General features: G+C 44.3%; 13 protein-coding genes. 3 read left to right on the top strand and 10 right to left on the bottom strand.

The features are described from left to right. Window positions 1–23 precede the first annotated feature (23 nt). Both BSQ33_RS16580 and BSQ33_RS16575 read left to right on the top strand, forming a co-directional pair. On the top strand, window positions 24–1,232 hold the full coding sequence (locus tag BSQ33_RS16580; protein ID WP_088134708.1) for a trans-2-enoyl-CoA reductase family protein: 1,209 nt from the start codon (window positions 24–26) through the stop codon (window positions 1,230–1,232). Window positions 1,233–1,356: 124 nt separating this feature from the next. Further along, window positions 1,357–3,252, top strand: a complete 1,896-nt coding sequence (locus BSQ33_RS16575; RefSeq protein WP_088134707.1) for a GGDEF and EAL domain-containing protein — start codon at window positions 1,357–1,359, stop codon at window positions 3,250–3,252. Between the two features lie 157 nt (window positions 3,253–3,409). On the opposite strand, the gene BSQ33_RS16570 is transcribed toward BSQ33_RS16575, so the two are convergent. The 5 genes from BSQ33_RS16570 to BSQ33_RS16550 all read right to left on the bottom strand — a co-directional run bounded on the left by BSQ33_RS16570 (window position 3,410) and on the right by BSQ33_RS16550 (window position 8,472). Continuing rightward, on the bottom strand, window positions 3,410–4,051 hold the full coding sequence (locus BSQ33_RS16570) for a DNA-J related domain-containing protein (RefSeq protein WP_021019213.1): 642 nt from the start codon (window positions 4,049–4,051) through the stop codon (window positions 3,410–3,412). Window positions 4,052–4,282: 231 nt separating this feature from the next. Beyond that, a complete protein-coding gene (gene cutA, locus BSQ33_RS16565; protein ID WP_088134706.1) occupies window positions 4,283–4,621 on the bottom strand; it encodes a divalent-cation tolerance protein CutA in 339 nt (112 codons plus the stop codon). Window positions 4,622–4,946: 325 nt separating this feature from the next. Continuing rightward, complete coding sequence (locus BSQ33_RS16560; RefSeq protein ID WP_021019211.1) at window positions 4,947–6,137, bottom strand: carbohydrate porin; 1,191 nt, start codon at window positions 6,135–6,137, stop codon at window positions 4,947–4,949. A gap of 122 nt (window positions 6,138–6,259) precedes the next feature. After that, window positions 6,260–7,465: a putative glycoside hydrolase gene (locus BSQ33_RS16555; protein WP_088134705.1), complete on the bottom strand. Its 1,206-nt coding sequence runs from the start codon at window positions 7,463–7,465 to the stop codon at window positions 6,260–6,262. A 308-nt stretch (window positions 7,466–7,773) separates the two neighbouring features. Beyond that, the gene (locus tag BSQ33_RS16550; protein WP_021019209.1) at window positions 7,774–8,472 is read right to left on the bottom strand and encodes a family 16 glycosylhydrolase; all 699 of its coding nucleotides are present in this window, start codon (window positions 8,470–8,472) and stop codon (window positions 7,774–7,776) included. A 457-nt stretch (window positions 8,473–8,929) separates the two neighbouring features. On the opposite strand from BSQ33_RS16550, the gene BSQ33_RS16545 reads away from it, so the two are divergent. Then, window positions 8,930–11,269, top strand: coding sequence for a glycoside hydrolase family 9 protein (locus BSQ33_RS16545; protein WP_088134704.1), 2,340 nt, complete (start codon window positions 8,930–8,932; stop codon window positions 11,267–11,269). Window positions 11,270–11,447: 178 nt separating this feature from the next. Here the strand turns inward: BSQ33_RS16545 and BSQ33_RS16540 are convergent, their stop codons facing one another. From BSQ33_RS16540 to BSQ33_RS16520, 5 genes are all read right to left on the bottom strand, one after another. Beyond that, entirely contained in the window at window positions 11,448–12,467 is a 1,020-nt protein-coding gene (locus tag BSQ33_RS16540) for a LacI family DNA-binding transcriptional regulator (RefSeq protein WP_039837108.1), read from the bottom strand. A gap of 216 nt (window positions 12,468–12,683) precedes the next feature. After that, window positions 12,684–15,767: a GH116 family glycosyl hydrolase gene (locus tag BSQ33_RS16535; RefSeq protein ID WP_232472013.1), complete on the bottom strand. Its 3,084-nt coding sequence runs from the start codon at window positions 15,765–15,767 to the stop codon at window positions 12,684–12,686. 106 nt (window positions 15,768–15,873) lie between these two features. Then, window positions 15,874–18,291: a GH36-type glycosyl hydrolase domain-containing protein gene (locus BSQ33_RS16530; protein ID WP_088134702.1), complete on the bottom strand. Its 2,418-nt coding sequence runs from the start codon at window positions 18,289–18,291 to the stop codon at window positions 15,874–15,876. A gap of 90 nt (window positions 18,292–18,381) precedes the next feature. Further along, entirely contained in the window at window positions 18,382–19,473 is a 1,092-nt protein-coding gene (locus tag BSQ33_RS16525; protein WP_021019204.1) for an ABC transporter ATP-binding protein, read from the bottom strand. Beyond that, window positions 19,473–20,822 (bottom strand): GH1 family beta-glucosidase, encoded by a 1,350-nt coding sequence (locus BSQ33_RS16520; RefSeq protein ID WP_088134701.1) that lies wholly within the window; start codon window positions 20,820–20,822, stop codon window positions 19,473–19,475. The genes BSQ33_RS16525 and BSQ33_RS16520 overlap by 1 nt, the downstream gene beginning before the upstream one ends. Between the last annotated feature and the right edge of the window lie 5 nt (window positions 20,823–20,827).

The raw sequence follows: 20,827 nt of genomic DNA, 5'->3' as shown, positions 1-20,827 counted from the left end.
ACCATCATCATAGGGTAACCGACATGCACATAACCCCAAAGATCAATGGCGTTGTTGCACATAGCGCACATCCTTACGGTTGCGAGCAATCGATTATACAACAGATTCAGTATGCGAAGACCGCACCGCCGATTCAACATGGCCCGAAACGCGTCCTCATCTTAGGTGCATCTTCCGGACTGGGGCTTGCTGCTCGGATCGCACTGACATTTGGTGGTGCAGAAGCTGACACCATTGGTGTCTCTCTCGATAAACCACCACAAACAAATCAATCCGGTAGTGCCGGATTTTATAACAACTACTACTTTAAACAGTACGCACAACGTGAAGGCCGAACCGCGATTAATATTCAGGGGGATGTCTTTTCCCGCCACACCAAAGAAGCGGTCATCGAAGCCATTGAGACTTACTTCGAAGGCGAAGTTGATCTCATCATCTATAGCGTTGCCTCCAGTAAACGCAGAAAAGCAGAAGGCAGTGATAGCTTCTGGCACTCAGCCATTAAGCCAATTGGTCAGCCAATGGAGAGTGTCTTGCTCGATTTAGGCCAAGACCAATGGCAAGATGTCGTGCTTGAACCCGCTTTAGAAGAAGAGATCGATGCAACACTCAAAGTCATGGGCGGAGAAGACTGGGAAGCATGGATCGATACATTGATTAATGCAGAATCAATTGCGGATGGTTGTCAATCCGTGGCATTTTCATATATCGGCTCACCACTGACGCATCCCATCTATTTAGACGGTACACTGGGTCGGGCGAAAGTCGATTTACATCAAACCAGTCATTCCCTCAATCTGAAGCTCGCCAACTATGGTGGCCACGCTTATGCGGTAGTCTGTCAGGCGTTGCTGACTCGGGCCAGTGTTTTTATTCCCGGCCTGAGCCCTTATCTGATTGCTTTGAATCAAGCCATGCACACTTTAGGCGTGGATGAAAACTGCAACAGTCAGATGCAACGCCTGTTCACCACAAAGCTGTATGGTCCCGAGGTTGTCCCCGTTGATGGTGAGCGACTGATTCGCTTGGATGAGCACGAATTGTCTCCGGAGGTGCAAGCCCTAACACAGCAGTTATTGGCAGAAATCAATGCCGATAATTTTTCTCAGCTCGATGCTTATCAGGCCTTCAAAAAAGCATTTATGCAGTTGAACGGCTTTCACTGGCCAGCCGTAGATGAGCACGCACCGGTTGATCTTCAGCCTTTCCTCAGGTTCGCAACAAAAGAATAACAATGATATCGTGTCCACCATTGATATTTTTATAGCTTCGAGTATGTGCTCGAAGCTTTTTTTTGCTAGATTATAAGGAGAGTGCTGACTTTGATGAAACAGCCGAGCTCAGGAAAATCACAACATGCCAAATAATCACCCGAATCATTTGATCATTCCGGAACACATTCTGGATAACTGGCAAAATATTGTGAATCTCGCTGCTGGGATTCTCTCTTCTTCGGCGGTGATATTGCTGCGTTGTCGTGAAGGTATAAATGAGCGAATATGTCATAATCATCATTCACAGTGCGAGCTTAATCTTGATGAGCTCAGTGACTGTCAACTCCATCAGATTGTTCTCGAATCAGGTCAGCCGCTATGGGTCTCCGATATAGAAGAAGAGCCGACGCTCTCGACGTATTTACCGGATGCGGTTATGTCCTATGCCGGATTACCTCTCTATTTCCCCAATCGAATCCCATTTGGGATGTTGGTGATTATCGATAACCAGATACATCATTTCCATGAGCTCGAATTTCAGTTATTGGAAAGCCTTCAGTCCGCAATCGAATCTCATTTGAACATTTTGACGCAACAATCTGAAATCAACCGACTCAATCACTACATCGAAAACACGCTTTCTCACGATACGGTCGATTATGTCAATCTGACCCAGACGCTGCATCAAGAAATTGATCGTCGCAAAGTTGTCGAACGCCAGTTGCAATATAATCAACGCCATGACCCCAGTACCGGTTTCCTTAACCGTTTCGCACTCGAAGACGAACTAAAAAATCGCTTGGAAAAATGTGCCGCTTGCGAGGAACGATTTGCCGTGATCCATATCGGTTTCAGCAATGCCCGTCATTTACAAACCCGCTTTGGTTATCAAGAGTGGGAAGGCGTTTTGAAACACTATCATACACAACTCAAAGCGCTGGACCTTGAAAATATTGAATGGTTAACTGCGCGCCCTAATTCCACCGATCTGGTGTTGATAGTGCAATCCTGTCATCTGAAACAAGACGTGGATATGCTATGCGAGAAGTTGGTCCTCATAAGCAAAGCTGTTTTTAACATTCATCATCAGTCGATTCACCTACATGCTTACATTGGCATTGCCATTTCTGGTCAAGACAGCACGGTCACCGAGCTGCTCGGACAAGCGTCCGCAGCGATGATTTCGTGCAAAGACTCCGGCCATTTTTATTACTACCACTCAGAAGCGCTTGCCCAATCCCAACTCCGCCTTCATCAGTTGGAAAACTACTTGCTCCATGCGGTGAGAAATGGCGATCTGATGCTTTATTTTCAGCCGAAAGTCTGCCCGGCAACACGGCTTTGGATGGGAGCAGAAGCATTACTACGCTGGCGTCACCCTGTGCTGGGGGAGATCTCCAGTGAAACGCTGATTCACTTGGCAGAAAAAAACGGCCTGATCTTTGAAGTGGGTAACTTTGTGCTCAAAACGGCAATCGAAAAAGCCAGCCAGTGGACGCGCTATATGACCGACTTTAAAATTGCGGTCAATGTTTCAGCGAAACAACTACGGGACATCCGCTTTGTAGAGCAAGTCAAACAGTTTTTACAAGCCTATCAACTGCCGGCTCATCATCTGGAAATCGAGGTTACTGAGAGTGGTTTGATCACTGATGAAAAAGTAGCCAGCGATATCCTTCAGATTCTTCATCAACTCGGCGTGACGCTATCACTGGATGACTTCGGTACCGGATATGCGTCGTTCAGTTATCTGAAAAAGTTTCCCTTCGATTGTATTAAGATCGATAAAAGCTTTGTGCATTCACTGGCAGACAGTGAAGAAGACAAAGAAATCGTACGCTCTATCATCCAAGTCGCTAAGAAACTCAAATTACAGGTCATTATTGAAGGGGTTGAAACAGAAGCACAAGAGCAGTTCATCATCGCGGAAGGTTGTAACTATGGACAAGGCTTTCTATACGGACGGCCAGTCCCTGCTGATGTGTTTGAAAACAGTCTGGACCAACAAATGCAATCGCAATTACGGCAGATCAATTAATACTGTCAGTCAATAACTATGCCAGTCAATAACTCTGCCAGACAAGCGACGTCAACCATCCCTCAAAATGTTCTTGTCAGTTTGGACAGCCGGTTGATTCGTTTCACGGGTTTATGTGTCCATATTTTATTTTTACATATAAGGTGACAGTGTCACCTTATATCACTTTATCCGCTGCCGTCTGACGCAAGATATTCCATGCTTCACACAAGGTGCGGAATCTTTCGGTGTCCCCATTATCGCGATCCGGATGCCAGCGTAACGCCAGCTTACGCCACGTCTTACGGATTTCCGTATCACTGGCATCAACGGGTAATTCAAATAACCGCAACGCTCTGGCTCTATCCATATCGGTCACGTTGTCATCCTGACCAATATATTGGCGATAACGCGTCCAGAATTCATTCAGCAGGCGTTTCACTTCACCTTCACTGGCTTCATAATTACTCCAGTCGGTATAATACATGCGTAGCGGATCAGTCTGATCAATGAAATACGCCACATGACTACTCACCAACCGTAACTCAATATCCATCGCCTCAACTTGAAGCCAACGCTCGGGATACAGTATCTCTTGTAGTTGATAGAGAGCATTCATAATCAAAAAATTGCGTTTGAATATATCCTTTCCCGGTGATGCATCTAACTCAGGGACATAACCCAACTCATTCAGCCGGGCTGAAAGGGTGTGGACTTTCCAGCCGGAACATTCCCGTTTCAGCACTTCCAAAATAGGCCAAATCAGCGGATTTTCCATCTGTGTGTGGAACACCGTTTGTAAGCTCTGATTTCCTGACATTACTGCACTCCTTGAGAGCATTCTCACTGCCGTCTATCGATTAAAGGATATTCAATACAGATTATCCTGTTCTTCCCTATTTTCCTACACTCACATCAGCATCCGGTCTTCTTTCTGTGACGTCATTGCCAGCATCACGCAATAACCATTGCCTTTACACATGGCCTTTGACTCTGGAAACGCTGCCAGTGCTCTCATCACACGCCCAACGAGAAGCGGGGATCGATTGATTTATCCCCGCTCTTCCGGATGCTGTGTCACTGTTTCGACCCAATGAAGATAAGCCTGAAATCCATCCGTCACTGGGATTTGAATAATTTGTGGGACCTCGTAAGAATGAACTTCCCGAATCGCCGACTCAACCGCCTGATAGTGACGACTTTGCGTTTTCATCAACAGTAATATCTCTTGGTCGGTACAAATTTCACCCTCCCAGCGATAATAGCTATTGATCGGTAATGTCTGAATACAAGCAACCAGTTGTGCAGACAACAAACGTGACACGATCAACTGACAACCTTCCTGGCTATTGATCGTAGTCAGCACCATACAGAACGGGGTTTCAGCCATCTGACTATCCTTTGTCCACTTATCACTTCCTGATTATAGCGCAGCAACGGAAAACATGACTGAACATCCCACACGATGAGATATTGAGCCCATAAAATTATGGTGTCTATGAGGCAAACCATCATTACGATGCGTCAGGAAGCTGACAGAAGCCATGAGTAACAATTATCAGGGGAGACGAGAAATGAGCGGTAATGCAGTAGAGAAATTATGAAATAGCAAAATGGAACAATCCGTGAACAATGAGAGACCGCTGAGACAACATATCAACCTTACTGAACGATCAATAAGGTTGATATAAATTACTGGTCAGAATACTGATGGCTTACCACCAAGCTTCAAACATTGCACCGACTGTCAGTGTGTCTAACTGAGTCGATTGCATATTACCTGTCTTAGTATCGAAGCCAACATATTCATTGTCTGCTTTACCGACCGTGGTATAAAAACGCAACATTGGACGAGCGGCCATTGGAGAACCAATCACAATATTTTGAGAAAGTGTAAGTTTCCACGAACTGTTTTTAGCATTAATATCTTTATAATCAACAACGCTATAACCCGCTTCTAACCAAGTAGAATTAATACTATCCCAATTATAGGTAGGTCGCACAATCACGTTATAGTTTGCCCGGTCTTCAACACCTGCCACATCTAAAAACTGGTATGCGGCAAGGTACTCGACAGCAGCTTGCTCAGAAATATTGGTCGCACCGTCAAAACTGGCTAACCAAGCGCGCTGATCTTTAGTCAACTCAAATACACTATCTTTCGCATTATCAGCATAACGGAAAAGGAGGTGATGACCCGACATCGAGATATCAGCCGCTAACTGATACGCCCTGGTACCATAATAAGACTGTTTTTGTGCTTTCTTCGATGTAAAACCGTAGTTAGCATAAAACGCCAGCGACGCATCATCAAACAAGTTGATACCGTGTACTTTTGACGTCACGGCATATTTGCCGTTATCACCGACCAAATCGCCATCGACTTGACCGACAGCACCGAAGTCGAGTTTTACGCCACCCAGATTCAGATTATAAAAGCCAGCACCTTGTCCATCATGCGTCATCCAGAAATAGTCATTCAGACCCGTTTGTGGACGCTGATGGAAATCTCGCCCGGCCCATACCTTTAATTCGGGTTGCGCATCGATAAAGTTGGTCACACTCGCATACGCTTTTTTGACTTTGAGACCACCGGTCCCGCTTTTCGCCCAAGGTTCATCAGAATAGTGGTCAAACAGCACCACAATATCCCATTGATCGCCAAGATCACTGGTGAACCCTTTTGATAAACCAAATTCCCCACCATTACTCTCGTTCCCCAACCGGCCGGTTGCATTACCATTCAACGCACCCGCTGTTGAGACTTTCTTTTCATCCTTATCCTGAAACGCTGCACCATAACGCGCATATCCAGAAAATCTGAATCCGTCATCAGCAAAAGCTGAATGAGATATAATTGGTAAGCCCACTGCAATACATGCAGAAATTAATTTCAATGCTCTCATGTTTATGTCCCTATTATTGGAATTTAAAACAACATAAATTATTTTTTATATATGTTTTTAATATCACCACTGAATAACAATACGAATGAAGTTATTTAAAAAAACCTCCTTAATAAAAATATCTACAAAGCAATACACGGTTTACTTGCGTTATAATCTTTTCTCGGTTTAATCACTGCCACATTGGCGAATGAAAATTCAAGATCCTTCATTTGATCCCATACCCCAGAAAGATAAAGTGCTTTTTTCACTGAGGTCAGATTGGAGGTTGGGATCATTGAAGAAACAAGCATCTGGCACCGATACCATTTATCGTCTGCCGGTAACACACTACTATCCAACGAGAAGAATGTACCCGTAACAGCCGTCTGACCATCCATTCGGGCTTGAATGCTGCCTGAATCCCCATAACTCTTGACTTTCATATCAACGGTCACGACATCCGTTGCATGAGAAGAAAAATCACTTTTCGCATCATCAGAGCCTAAGAAAATCCCATTATTCTCACTGAACGATACAGCAATGACATTATTGACACTCTTAACATTACCTTTGAAATCATTGGATGGATAAGTACTACTCAAATCTTGTGCTTTGGTTATATCACCTGAATAAAATACAGCCGTATCCCCAGCCACCAAATCCGGGGCTTGGTTGACACTATTTTTTGCCGCAACATCACCACAGGTAACGGGATCGACAACTGGTGTTTGATCGGTGGTTAGCCGATAGGAAATATCGGTAATCTCGTAATTAAAGGCTTCTTTCACATCAAGATGGAAGGGATTCTTGACCTGACTCAAATCAACCGCCTTCGCCCCATCAAAAGGTTTCATACACGCCACCGGCACCGCGAGTGTTTGCCAGTTACGGTCATCCGCCAGCTTACCGGATAAAACCAGACTGCTTCTGACCGGCCACTCATTATCAATCGAGACAGTTATTGCAGATGGGGGGGTACTCTTCGGCCGAATCTTAAATTGAATATAACCCGACTTATATTGACTCACATCGATTCCAGATGCCGACTGCATCATTAATATATTGCTGCCTGAACCGGAAATCTGAACGTCAACGGTACCATTGCTTAATGTGGCACTCATCGTTGACGTGCTGGTTTGACTTTCAGTCACCGCCATAAGATTCCAAGCATCTTTTTCAGATTGAATCCAAGGTGATATATCACTACTTGAACCCGTTCCTAATAGGACTAAATCATTACTTTTTTTAGCGACATCGATATGGTCAATATTCTTTTCAAAGTTACACCCGACAAGAATCATCGGTGTAAGCGATAAAATTAGGGATTTTACTGTTATTTGTTTCATAATATTCAAACGCTCTAAATTAAATATAAAGATTATTATATTTGTATTAAATTAATTTATTACTAACGTTGTTTTATATTAAATTGGTTTCTTATTATTTTGTTTCTTTTTCTTCTTATATAGATTTTATTTTGTTTATCATTCTGACTTTTATTTAGGTAATTATTTTCAACATACTTCAGATATAAATAAAGGGGCAATAAAGGTCCGCTGCGCGGGGGATGCGCTGCGGAAACCTGATAATAGATTGATATTTGATCGATTCTTCAATAACGAATCATGAAAACTACGATTGAAATATAACCAAATCAATCATAACGATTTACTCTTACATATCTATATTTTGCGTAAGCTGGACGGCCATCATAACGGCTAGGTGGGAAATTAGGGTTAGCACTAATCCAGTTATTCATGAATAATTGCATATAACTTGTCACTCGTTGATTCACACGTCTGACCGTTACCCAAGAATTGTTATAGCGACTAAAGACTTCCCATGTCACGCCATTCGCATCAATGGTAAAAGCGTATTTTTCCATACTCCAGATAGACATTCCGTACTGGCCTAAATCAATATCCAACGGAAACTGTCGGCCACCAATCCATACATTGGTATGCAATAAGTTCGTCCCACCCATTAACTCAATGTCAACTTCATAATGACTGGATGTTCCTGATTGACCAGTGTAAGTAAAAAAGGAACTGATAGTACCGGGAACCGCTGCGGCTTGCATTTCGACTTCATAGCGACCGCGCCGGTAATAGTTCGTTGTTCTCACTTCTGAACAACTTTTATAGCTTCCTTCATTCTTGGCATGCAATACCAAAACACCGGATTCTTGCCATACGTTTTTGGCTTGCCATGTACAGTCAAACTCACTGCCGCCATTTTTCCAGCCGTCTGATACAGACCAATTCAAACCACTCCAACCGAGAGCGAAACTGGAAGATACAAATAAAATATTTAATAAAACTACCTGAAAAACTAATCGGAATGTTGTCATCATGTTCAACCTCATATCCTTGTTGTGACAGATGTATTCTGATGCTTACACATTAAAATGCATAAACACCGACCTTTTTGCTTCTCGGAACCGTGAATTGACTTTAATGATATTTATAAAAATTTGTCTATAACTAGATTTGAAAACTAGATTTCAAATAACCACAAAAAATAAAAATGAAGGCTTTAGTCACAATTTATTCATCATCCATGAAATGTTTCTTTTCATTAATTCTGACAAGTTGATTAGTATGAAAAACAAAAAAACAATAAGCTTCACAATTTAAAAACTAACACTTGCATTATTATTTTAACTGTCGTTTTATCAATAATATCGAATGTCTCGATTCTAAATACTATCTAACCCAATTTATCAGGGAAGGCAACCATACAGACGTAATTCTATTTATTTATTTAACAATGAATATCTATCTGTATTCTTTAAAAATAAAGAGGTTAAAATGAATCAAAAGCGGTTAACTATCGCGACTATTATTAGTTGCGGTGTTATTGGATTGGGTGGTTGTTCGGTGAAGTCTGCTTCATCCAACCATCATGACAGTGTCCATTCAGAAAACTTACTCACCAATGGTCATTTTTCTCAAGGAACCGATGGATGGTGGGCCGCGGGTGCAACACTGAAATCGAGCGACCAAATGGGGTGTATTACCTTTGATAAAAAAGGGGCCAATCCATGGGATGTCATTTTAGGCCAATCCGGGCTCGCTCTGAAAAAGGGAGAGGTTTATCAAATTCAATTTCAGGCAAAGGCATACCAACCGATCCGGGTGAAAACCCTGGTTCAACATGATGGCGCCCCCTACACCAGCTACTTCCTCAAAGATACAGCTTTGAATCAGGAACTGAAGTCATTCCACTATTCATTCAAATCTTCAGCCAACGATGATAAGGTGCAGCTTCAATTCCAAATGGGAAAAGCAAATCCGACGACTGTTTGTGTCAAAGATATTTCACTCTCCGGCCCCAAATACACCAAAAAAGCCAACCTCTCGAAGGTTCAGGTCAATCAAGTCGGCTACTTCGTTGATGGCCCTAAGCGTGCTGTGATTGCCACACAGAAGACATCACCCCTAACATGGAAACTGTTAGATGCCAACAACCATGAAATTGCTCAAGGAAAAACCACGCCATTTGGCCTGAATAAAGCCTCCGGTGAAAAAGTGCAAATTATCGATTTCAGCAGTGTTCACCAGCCTGTCAGCAGCGCTGTGCTCGAAGTTGATGGTCAACGTAGCCACCCCTTTGCGATTGATAACTCGATTTACCAAAAAATGAAATACGATGCGCTTTCTTTCTTCTATCAACAGCGGAGCGGCATTGATATTTTGCCCGAATATGTACAGCGCAAAAACCTGGCTCGTCCGGCCGGACATCTTCCCGAGGTTGTCACTTGTTTCAATAAAACCGATGCGAAAGGGAATGATTGGCCGGGATGTGATTTCTCTTTAGATGTGACCGGTGGATGGTATGACGCCGGGGATCAAGGGAAGTATGTGGTCAACGGTGGTATCTCCGTCTGGACCCTGATGAACTACTACGAACGCGAAAAACTGGCCCATCCGAAACAAGCCAGTGCGTTTGCTGACGGCAAGGTAAAAATCCCAGAAAATCACAATAAATACAACGATCTGTTAGATGAATCCAGATGGATGATGAGTTTCATGATGGCGATGCAAGCCCCTGAACATGCGAAAGTCTGGGTACCGGTTGGTGACCAATCGAAACAATTGAATCATCTGAAACTGACACAGATTGACGCCAGTGGGATGGTGTTCCACAAGGTTGCTGATGATGCATGGACAGGCATGCCACTGCCGCCTCACAAAGATCCCAAAAAACGTTTCTTAAGCTACCCAACCACTGCTGCAACACTCAATCTGGCAGCGACTGCCGCACAATGTGCACGGGTCTGGAAAGACACCGACCCAGCCTTTGCTAAACGGTGCCTTGTTGCAGCCGAAAAAGCATGGAAAGCCGCGAACTTACACAAAAATGTGTATGCTTACGACAACTTTGTTGGTTCTGGTCCATACGATGACACCCAATTAGGTGATGAATTCTACTGGGCTGCTGCTGAACTCTTTACCACCACAGGTAAAAAAGAGTATCGGGATGCGATTCAATCTTCACCCTATTACCTGACCACCCCTAAAGGGGATGCGAGTGCAACCGGCGATCTCTACTGGCAAGGCGTCAGCACTGCGGGAACAATCACACTGGCATTGGTACCGAATCAGTTACCGAAGGCAGACAAGGCAAAAGCACGGGCGAATATCATTCATACTGCCGATATGTATCTGCGCGCAATTGCCAAAGAAGGTTACCACATTCCTTACAGTGCAACCGAGTATACATGGGGGTCCAACTCGAATTTCATGAACCGGAGTATCTTCTTGGGTATTGCTTATGACTTTACTCATGATCCGAAATACGCTGACGCAGTCATTGATGCCATGGACTACATTCTCGGACGCAATCCGCTTGATCAGTCTTATGTATCCGGTTATGGCAGTCGCCCGTTGATGAATCCGCATCATCGTTTCTGGGCGCACTCAATCGATCAAAATTCACCACGGGTACCACCCGGTGTGCTGTCTGGTGGTCCAAACTCGATCAGCTTCAGTGACCCTGTTGCATCATCGATGAAAGGGAAATGTATCGGACAGACGTGTTGGAAAGATGACATTGGTGCATGGACGCTGAATGAAGTGACCGTCAACTGGAATGCGCCATTTTTCTGGACAGCGAGTTTCCTCGATGATTTCAGAGCACATCAATGATCGGGGCTGACTAGCATAGAAACTTGTTTATAAGGCCGGAAATGATTATATTTCCGGCCTTTTTATTGATAAAAATTATATATCAATTAAAAGAGACTATTGATACATATTATTAATGATAAGTTGTAATAACGGATTGTTTATCACTGATTGTCCATAACAAACTGCAAATAACACACTATTGATAACGAGATTTAGTGGAGTCTCGGGCAATTAAACTAATTGGTGGCAGTCTGACAACTTCAGTTTCACCACTTAACAGCTTTAAAATACATCGTGCACTAATCGCACCCAATTCATCTAAGGGCTGGCGCAACGTTGTCAACGACGGCGTAAAATAAGGCGAAATGGGGAGATCATCAAAGCCGATCACAGAAACATCATCCGGCACTTTCAACCCATACTCGTTGAGCGCCCGAATGACGCCATAGGCGGTTAAGTCATTCGCGGCAAAAACAGCTGAAAAATAAACTTTAGATTCAATCAGCTCGACCATCTTCTCGTATCCGGTTTTGATACTAAAATCACCCTCGACAACAAGTTTATCTTTGAATCCGATACCCGCTTCATCGAGCGCCTTCTTATACCCTTCAAACCGTGTAATCGCATCATCATGATCGGCTAACCCTTTGATATGAGCAATATTGACATGACCTAACTGGATTAAATGCAGTGTTGCTAAATATCCTCCCATGGTATTATCCAAAGAGATCGATTTAATTCTCTCACCTTCAATATTGTATCCGACCGCAACGACCGGAATTTTCTCTGAGCACTTCTGGATCAGCTTTTTATCGACATTACCGGAGATAATGATAACCGCATCGACATTGCTTTTAAGCAGATAATCTAAAGAGTGTGAGATGAGTGTCGCCTGCCAGCTATTGACAGAAATCAGGAGAGAATATCCATGTTCCATCAATACTTTTTCCATATCAATCAGCAGGCTACTGGTATATGGACTATCGGGGTTTTGCACCAACACACCAATGGTCATCGATCGTGTTTTTTCGAGTCGATCAACATGAATATGAGGTTTATATCCTAACGCCCGAATCGCTTCTTCTATTTTGGCGGTTTTGTCATTGGACACATAAGACGTTCGGTTAAAGTACCGGGAAACGGTACTGGGGGATACATTCGCAAGCTTCGCTACTTCGTAAGCGGTAGGTGCCATGTTCTTATTAGTCTTATCCATAATCAACCTATTTAATAATATCAATCTACTCACACTAAACACTTTTAGCATAAGTCATATACCCAAGTCACCTTTAGGCGTGCAGGATTCAGCGTATATTTAATTTGCTTCATTCAGAGGATATTCCGGCCGGAATATCCTTTTCAAGTGACTTGAAGATGTAAATAAGTGAAGAATCAGGGCTGCATTTCATCAGCCCTGATGATGACGACAGGATTAACGATAAATATAAGAAAACACCATCCCCGGTCTAAAATAACGACCTGCGGTATATTTCATACTCTGTCTGATGAGCCACACATAAAGAATTTCAACTTGTTTCTCATCTAACCCTGTGTCGACAAATGCATGCATGAATTCTGTTTTCTCAGCGCGAAGCGTCGGATTAACACGCCCGTCTTCAAGCATCGCATCAACCGATTTTAAACGCTGTAGACACAGGTCTGCTTCTGCCTCATTCAGTGCCAGTAATGTCTGTAAATCACTGGCGGTCACGCGGGCAGAACCATTGAATCCTTCCGGTGCTGCAAACGGAATTTTGGCGGAGTGGTACAACGTATTGTAAACCGTCTTCAATAACGTTTCGGCCTGATCATATTTTCCGGCTAATTTGAGCGCACTCGCGACACTAAACTGAACCCCACCCCAGACATCCTGAGCCTGAAAAGCATCATGCGGGGCACCGTCAGCAAGAGTCATATTGGCAACCCCCAAATGGGGACTATTTTCTAAGTAATTGGTTTGGTAGATAAAATCGAGTGTCCGGTTCACTCGGTCCGGACGAAATAGTCCATCCATCCCCATCAGTTTCAAATAGGTATCTGCGACCAACGCATCACCGAAACTGTTATCAGAATCCATCGCCATGGCGTGATATTCATGACTGAATGCCAGCGGAGCAATCGTTAAAAGCTGCTGTTTCTTGTCCAATCGCTGTTCAAATCGAGACTGTTCACTGTGTTGATCAACATGATTAAGATAGTCATTCAAGAGCCGGGCATCGGCCACACGATCACCCGATAACATCAGCCCTAATTGTTGGAGAGGCTGGTAATCTTGCCCTGTCAGGTGCTTCACTTGAATCGGCGTTGCAGAGAAATGGTAATAACCTTTTTGCTCATCCCACAAAGTCTGTTCTAAGGTTTCAAGAGCGGCATCCGCACGTTGTTGATATTCGCTTGCGAGTTGTTGCTCCCCCATCATTTGAGCTAATTGACTCGCCACCTGAAGCCCGGCAACCCATAAACTCGCACAATAAATGGCAACACCATGTGAAGAAAGATTATCAAAGGTATCATCGGTTCCGTGCACGAACGGCAGTGTGTCACCAGGTTCAATCAAAGAAGATAAATAATTGATACTTTCTTGTACCGCAGGCCAGCATGCTTCAATGATCGCGTGATTGCCAGTCTCCTGATAATGACGATAAACCATCAGAATAAATTTAGGTGCAAGGTCTTTCCATTCTTTAACATTATGCCAGCTATAAGCATCCGGCTGGATATCAAACGGGCTTCCTAAATCATGAATAACGGCACCGTAAACTGCACGAACCCCCAAATATTTATCATCACTCACATCAGCAAAAGGTCGTTCGGCATACTCCCAATAGCGCCGGGGCGTTTCGTCTTCAGACAAAATAGCCTGCGCAAATGCTTCCATGACTTTGCCATCTAAACGTGGCAACAGATACAGAATCGCAAAAGAGCCATAGAAATAGACATCCAGCGAATTAAAAAATGGATAATCCACACATTCTTTGACTAAAAACCGATCATGACAGTCCCACACCGTGGACTCCGCAAGAAACGATAAGGTATTCATCGCCATGGTGGAAAAGCTGACCGCGCTCTCGCGTGCTTTCATCTGTTGGGCAACCGAGTCATAGAGCGCAATCTGTTGTCGGATGATTCGTTCTTCAATCGACTCCAGTTGCGACAGCATTTCGGTCGCCATCAGTGTCGCTCTGTCACGTGTCGGGAAAAAGCGGCTATAGGCCTTTTCGGAATGCCAGTTGTCCAACCAAATCTTACTGTGATCCATCACTTGTAAAAATCTTAAATCCAGTGACTCTCCGGGCTGTAATTCGACTTGAACAACCACTAAGGCTGACAGGGGTTCGCGCCCGGTATAAGTCCCACAGTCAAAATAGCGATTGGTGCGTCCGATATTTAATGCCGCAACTAACACTTCATCTAACTGAGAGTCATACAGGGTTGGTTTCACGGTAATCGTGACCTTACCCGAATTCAGATCGGCGTGATCCGCCACAACACCATATAGAACTTCCCCTTCAATATCAGACTGATAAGGAGAATCACTGGTTAAGCTCACCCCGATAAACTGTCGCTGTTCATCACTTATTTCGGCAGCTTGATGTTGCTGCTGAATGACATTGCGAACCAGTGAACATGATGAATCCTGAACCCCTTGACGACTTTTCTGATAGGTGGAACCAATCAGGTTATCAAGAGGCTGCGCTAACGTGACTAACTTGGTAACCCCGGAACGGTTTTCTAAATGGAAGTGATTCCAGTGCAGCGGCAGAGAACACAGTTTTTCATCCCCTTTCATGATTGGTGACACCACTTTACGGTGCACTTTAACCTCATCAAAGTGGGTATATTCATACTGTGCAATCGGGTATAAGGCTTGATAATGAATATCGTCTGATTTTACGACATCAATGTCAGCGACACGGCGAGATGCCAGAGAGGACACTTCGGCTGACTCGTTGACCAATAACCCATTAAAAAACTCCATCGCGACCCAGAGCTGAGTTTCCAGTGCCTGAGGTGCTTGGTGAATTAAACGCTGAGTTTTCTCGGTAAATTCAATCTGCCAACGTGCAAATCGTTCCTGATTCTCAAGATAGAAATTTAACCCACGCAGCCCCTGTTTAATTCTTGATAAGGTGTTCGATTCATTATCGATTTCGAGCTCAACACCAGCAACAGTGACGGGATAAAATGTCAGGAATCGCTCTAAATCCTCAAGATGATGGATGCGGAGATTATCAACATCAAGATCATCCATGACGGATATATAAAAATCATTAAAATTAATTTGTTCTTGGGAACAGTCAATATAGATACCGGGAATAAAACTGAAATTCGGGGTCTCACCTTTTGGGGTCAGTGTAAATGTCGAACCAATGCCACCGACAGCCATTCCCGTATTTTCTGGCGTGGTCGAGACCGGCTTATACCACGGCTGAAGAAACTCAACGGCTTCGCCCTGACTACAGAGTTCACTCGCAAGCCCATAATAACTTGTATAGGGTATTTTGTTATTCATCATTCATATCCATCGTAATTAAATATGTCACACGATTGAAAAATATTAATTATGTGTTTTGAGATGGAAGGGCACACCGAGGTGCCCTTTATTTATCATTCGTCTAATATCATTGACCTAACGTAATCTCGATGTGATGCACACCATCAGTAAATACCGGTGCTTTGTTGCCTTGAATGACAACACCATCGACACGCATCTCCGTTACACCTTGGTTGACTTGATGCGGGTTGACGACGTGAATTTGATAAATTGCCCCCCGGAATTTTCGTTGCACGGAAAATTCCGGCCAATCACGGGGAATACAAGGATCAACGCGTAAACCATCAATTTCAGGGCGAATCCCCAAAATCCACTGCGTACCGGCGACGTAGGTCCATGATGAAGTCCCGGACAGCCATGCATTACGGCCTAAACCAAATTGCGGATGCTCGTCTCCCAATATATTTTGCGGGTAACAGTAAGGCTCGGACTCAAAAACCTCGACCTGATCATTCTTAGAAGCCGGATTAATTTGTCGATAATACTGGTAAGCGCGATCACCATTGCCGACCTTGGTTTCAGCAATCATCATCCATGGGTTCGCATGCAGGAAAATCCCGCCATTCTCTTTCGCTCCGGGTGGATACGTAGATACCCCACCCAACTCGGGTGAAAAGCCGTTATATCCGGGTGTCGAAAGCTTAATCCCATTGGCTGTATTTAATTTTGTATAGACGGCATCGAGCGCTTGCGTGGCACGTTCAGGCGTTGCAAACCCAGAAATCACCGGCCAGCTTTGTCCATTGGTATAGATCTGTCCTTGGGCATTGGTATGCGATCCGATCGGTGCCCCTTTTTCATCAAAGTAACGGACAAACCACGCCCCGTCCCAGCCATGCTGATTGACGATGTGTTGCATCTGTTGATATTGATCTTGATAGCGCTGTGCGAGCGATGCTTCACCACGCAGTTGACACAGATCGAGCATATCCAATAACGCTTTACCGTACATATTGGCGACCATCAGTGACTCAGCCCCGGTCGGTAAATTCACCGTGTCGTTCCAGTCCGCAAAGCCCAGAAGTGGCAAACCATGTTGACCGGTATGCGTTTGGGTAAACGCAATCGCGCGGCAGAGATGATCCCATACCGTTCCCATTTCAAGCGGCTTGCCCTGCTTATCTTTTTGATAGTAAGGAATGGTTTGATTGAGGAAATCTGCATTGCCGGTTTCTTTGACATATTGAGTGACAGCAAAAACGATCCACAAGTGGTCATCCCCGTAATAATCCGGGCGGTCTTCCTCTTCACGCGAGTCACCGGCATTGGCTTCCATCGTTGAAGGGAAGAATTGATGCATGGCAGAGCCATCGGTATTTTGCACCGAGAGTAAACGTTCGATAAATTCCCGGGCTTCTTCAGGCATGTGCGTCATCACACCCAGAATATCCTGTGATGAATCGCGGAATCCGATCCCACGCGCCCCATAGCCAAGCTGATACAGCGATAAATAGCGAGACCAGTTTTTAGTGGTATGACACTGGCGAGGATTATGCACATTCAGCATCGAGTTCATCGCTGGATCAGGTGTGGTGACTTGAATGGCCGACAAGTAGTCATCCCAGAATTCGCCCAGCTCAGCAAAAGCCTGATCGACGACGTGATGATCTCGATATTTCTCTAACATCGGCTGCGCGATATCGAGACTCTCCATTTGGGTCAACTGGACAACGGTACGCTCGGTTTGCTGTGGCTTCAGCCAGCCTAAACGTAAGTTCAATGCCCCGATATTATCCCCGCGTAAGCACTCGCTATTGGTCAGTTCAGCACCATTTAATGCTTCAGGCGCCGCCCAACTCCCATAACCGCGATTCCCGAGGAATTGCTGGCGATCACCGTCAAATGACGTCGCTGGCCGGTCAGCAGTCAATAAATTCACCGCATCGTCTCGCTTCATGAACGCATACTGTTCCAAAACGGTATGTCCCTGTGCCTGTTGATGCGCTTTCAAGATCATCGTCTGAGGGACCCAGTCAGCATTGACCAGTTGCTTTAATGCATCAAAATGGGTGAATTCAACCACCGGAACGACATCGACATGCAAATCATCACCGGAAATATTGGTGATTTTAATATCTTGCAGTAACACCGGATCTTGTTTCGGAACAAAGAAGGTACTCTCACATCGCACACCATACGCTTCGGCAATAATAGTGGTGTAAGACAGTCCGGTATGATTTTCAAATGTATCCAACGGCTTCAGGGTCGGCGTATAAAAAGGTGAGAAAATCGTAACTTCCCCATTCGGATGGCGAACCTTTAAATATAATGTCGAACCTTTAAAGTCAGCATTTGGCATCTGGGTAATATATTTAGTGATACGATTCAGCGCTGGATCACCCTTACAGAGTAAAATACCGCCGTTACTATCGACTAAACCACCAAAATTTAAGGTTCCTACATAATTACACCATTTGATGGGTGTACAGGGTGTGGTAGCAACATATTCTTTATGTTTATCGTCAAAATATCCGAATTTCATCATGACTATCCCTAGCCCCCTTTATTAGAAAAGGGAGCAATTGATTTCAATATATTGTGATTGAAACGCTACTTTCTATTTAAAATAGCGACACTAACTGGCTAAAGAGTTTTCACTTAATGCATCAAATAAATGAATTGAATCCAGATCCAAATACAGTTCTAATTCATCCGTATTCACTTCAGCCGCTTGTGTTTCCACTGTAAGTGGTTGGCCCGCAATTTCAGTTTTCAACAAAATACTGGCCCCGAGTAATTCTTTATCTTTAATTTTCACGGAGAATGGAAATACACGATCATGGTCAATATGTTGTGCACGTAAATGAATGTCCGTTGGACGAACGCCCAAATGTAATGCCAGGTTTTTCGAAGCGAGGGCTTTAAATCGTTCAGGCAGTGGAATCAGGTTGTCACCCAATTGAATATAAAATGCTTCCCCTTGATTGATGAGTTTTGCATCCAACATGTTCATCGATGGGCTACCGATAAACTGGGCAACGAATTTATTGGCAGGCCGTTGGAAGACATCGGTTGGCGTTCCCACCTGCGCAACATACCCATCTTTCAGGATCACAATCCGGTCCGCGAGAGTCATGGCTTCAATCTGGTCATGGGTGACATAAATTGTCGTTGTTTTCAGCTCACGGTGAAGTTGTTTAATCTCTTCACGCATGACCCCCCGTAATTTCGCATCAAGGTTAGAGAGTGGCTCATCAAATAAGAAGACTTTCGGTGTACGAACCATCGCACGTCCCATCGCGACCCGCTGACGCTGTCCTCCCGATAACTCTTTCGGTTTACGATCCAGTAATGGTTCCAACTCCAGCATTTTTGCGGATTTACGAACTTCTGTATCGATGTCCTTTTTAGCCATCCCTTTGAGTTTCAACGCGAATGCGATATTTTCGTAAACCGTCATGTGGGGATAGAGTGCATAACTCTGGAAAACCATGGCGAGATCGCGGTCTTTCGCATCCACTTTATTGATCAGTTTATCGCCGACATAAATATCACCGGAAGTAATACTTTCAAGCCCGGCCAACATCCGCAATGTCGTCGATTTACCGCAACCTGACGGGCCAAGAAATACAACGAACTCACCATCATTCACTGTGAAGTCAAAATGCTTCACGACATCCACATCACCGAAAGATTTCTTGATGTTTCTGAATTCAACTTTAGCCATTACTTGTTCTCCTCGGCTCGCTCTAACAGCATATTCTTATAAGCAATAGCGCTTTGTTTCAGAGTTCTCTCTTGGGTCTGATAATCAACATAAACCAATCCGAATCGCTGACGATAACCAAATGCCCACTCAAAATTATCCATTAAGCTCCAGGCAAAATAGCCATCGATTCGCACACCGGATTTAATCGCCTGATCGATGGCCTCAAGATGCGTCTGAAAATAACGGACACGTTGTTCATCATTGACTTGACCATCAACACAAGTGTCATTGGTTGCCGCACCATTCTCAGTCACATAAATGGGGGGAATATTGTCATAACGCTCATTCAAACGAACGAGTAAATCCGTCAGGCCTTGAGGATACATTTCCCAGCCGATATAGGTATGCTCACTCTCAGGCTGAGGGACGGTTTTGATCTCACCATTTTCATCATAACGAACCACATTCCGGGTATAGTAATTGATACCAATGTAATCGACGGGTGCAGAAATGATCTCAAGATCCCCTTCCAGAATCATCGGCATGTGCATGGCCTGATGTTCCGTGATTAAAGCCGGATATTCGCCTTTCAGCACCGGATCAATAAACCATTGATAATTTTCAGCATCTGAATAATTTGCAGCACCGATATCTTTATCATCCAAGGGGTAAGCCGGTGATGCACTGAATACCACGCCATGTTTCGCATTTGGGGCATTCTTACGCAGCACTGGCATGGCTAAACCATGTCCTAACATCAGATGATGAGAAGCTAAGAAACCTTCACGTTCTCCGACAACGCCCGGTGCATGAATCCCCCAGCGATAGCCTAAGAATGCGGCTACAAATGGTTCATTGAGTGTGGTATAGACTTCGATTTTATCGCCAAAATGACGGCTGACGACATCCGCATACTCAGCAAACTTATACGCTGTTTCACGGTTAAGCCAGCCCCCTTTATCTTCGAGATATTGTGGCAGATCCCAGTGATACAGCGTGACATATACAGCCATCCCACGGGCATGGCATGCATCGATAATCTGCTCATAAAACGCTAAACCTTGCGGATTGACGACGCCGTCTTCCGGAAGAATTCGAGGCCAGGCAATCGATAAACGATAAGCATCGACGCCTAAATCACTAATCATTTCGATATCTTGTTGCCAAAGATGGTAATGGTCACAGGCTTGATCACCATTATCACCGTTATCCACTTTGCCGGGTTTGTTACAGAATGTATCCCATATCGACGGCGTCCGTCCGCCTTCAGCAACACCCCCTTCAATCTGATAGGACGAGGTTGCTACACCAAAAACAAAATCTTTATGACGTAATTGAGAGTCTTGAGGAAGTTCGTATTTATTCATGCTCA

The sequence above is a fragment of the Vibrio gazogenes genome, from assembly GCF_002196515.1.
GTDB classification, from domain to species: Bacteria; Pseudomonadota; Gammaproteobacteria; order Enterobacterales; family Vibrionaceae; genus Vibrio; species Vibrio gazogenes_A.
Note: the sequence above shows the minus strand (reverse complement) of the source record. Positions and strands in the feature narration are given on the sequence as shown.

Excerpts from the sequence above, each read along its gene's own strand:
- BSQ33_RS16580 (WP_088134708.1), top strand. The coding sequence starts at position 24 with ATGCACATAACCCCAAAGATCAATGGCGTTGTTGCACATAGCGCACAT.
- BSQ33_RS16575 (WP_088134707.1), top strand. The coding sequence starts at position 1,357 with ATGCCAAATAATCACCCGAATCATTTGATCATTCCGGAACACATTCTG.
- BSQ33_RS16570 (WP_021019213.1), bottom strand. The coding sequence starts at position 4,051 with ATGTCAGGAAATCAGAGCTTACAAACGGTGTTCCACACACAGATGGAA.
- cutA (WP_088134706.1), bottom strand. The coding sequence starts at position 4,621 with ATGGCTGAAACCCCGTTCTGTATGGTGCTGACTACGATCAATAGCCAG.
- BSQ33_RS16560 (WP_021019211.1), bottom strand. The coding sequence starts at position 6,137 with ATGAGAGCATTGAAATTAATTTCTGCATGTATTGCAGTGGGCTTACCA.
- BSQ33_RS16555 (WP_088134705.1), bottom strand. The coding sequence starts at position 7,465 with ATGAAACAAATAACAGTAAAATCCCTAATTTTATCGCTTACACCGATG.
- BSQ33_RS16550 (WP_021019209.1), bottom strand. The coding sequence starts at position 8,472 with ATGATGACAACATTCCGATTAGTTTTTCAGGTAGTTTTATTAAATATT.
- BSQ33_RS16545 (WP_088134704.1), top strand. The coding sequence starts at position 8,930 with ATGAATCAAAAGCGGTTAACTATCGCGACTATTATTAGTTGCGGTGTT.
- BSQ33_RS16540 (WP_039837108.1), bottom strand. The coding sequence starts at position 12,467 with ATGGATAAGACTAATAAGAACATGGCACCTACCGCTTACGAAGTAGCG.
- BSQ33_RS16535 (WP_232472013.1), bottom strand. The coding sequence starts at position 15,767 with ATGATGAATAACAAAATACCCTATACAAGTTATTATGGGCTTGCGAGT.
- BSQ33_RS16530 (WP_088134702.1), bottom strand. The coding sequence starts at position 18,291 with ATGATGAAATTCGGATATTTTGACGATAAACATAAAGAATATGTTGCT.
- BSQ33_RS16525 (WP_021019204.1), bottom strand. The coding sequence starts at position 19,473 with ATGGCTAAAGTTGAATTCAGAAACATCAAGAAATCTTTCGGTGATGTG.
- BSQ33_RS16520 (WP_088134701.1), bottom strand. The coding sequence starts at position 20,822 with ATGAATAAATACGAACTTCCTCAAGACTCTCAATTACGTCATAAAGAT.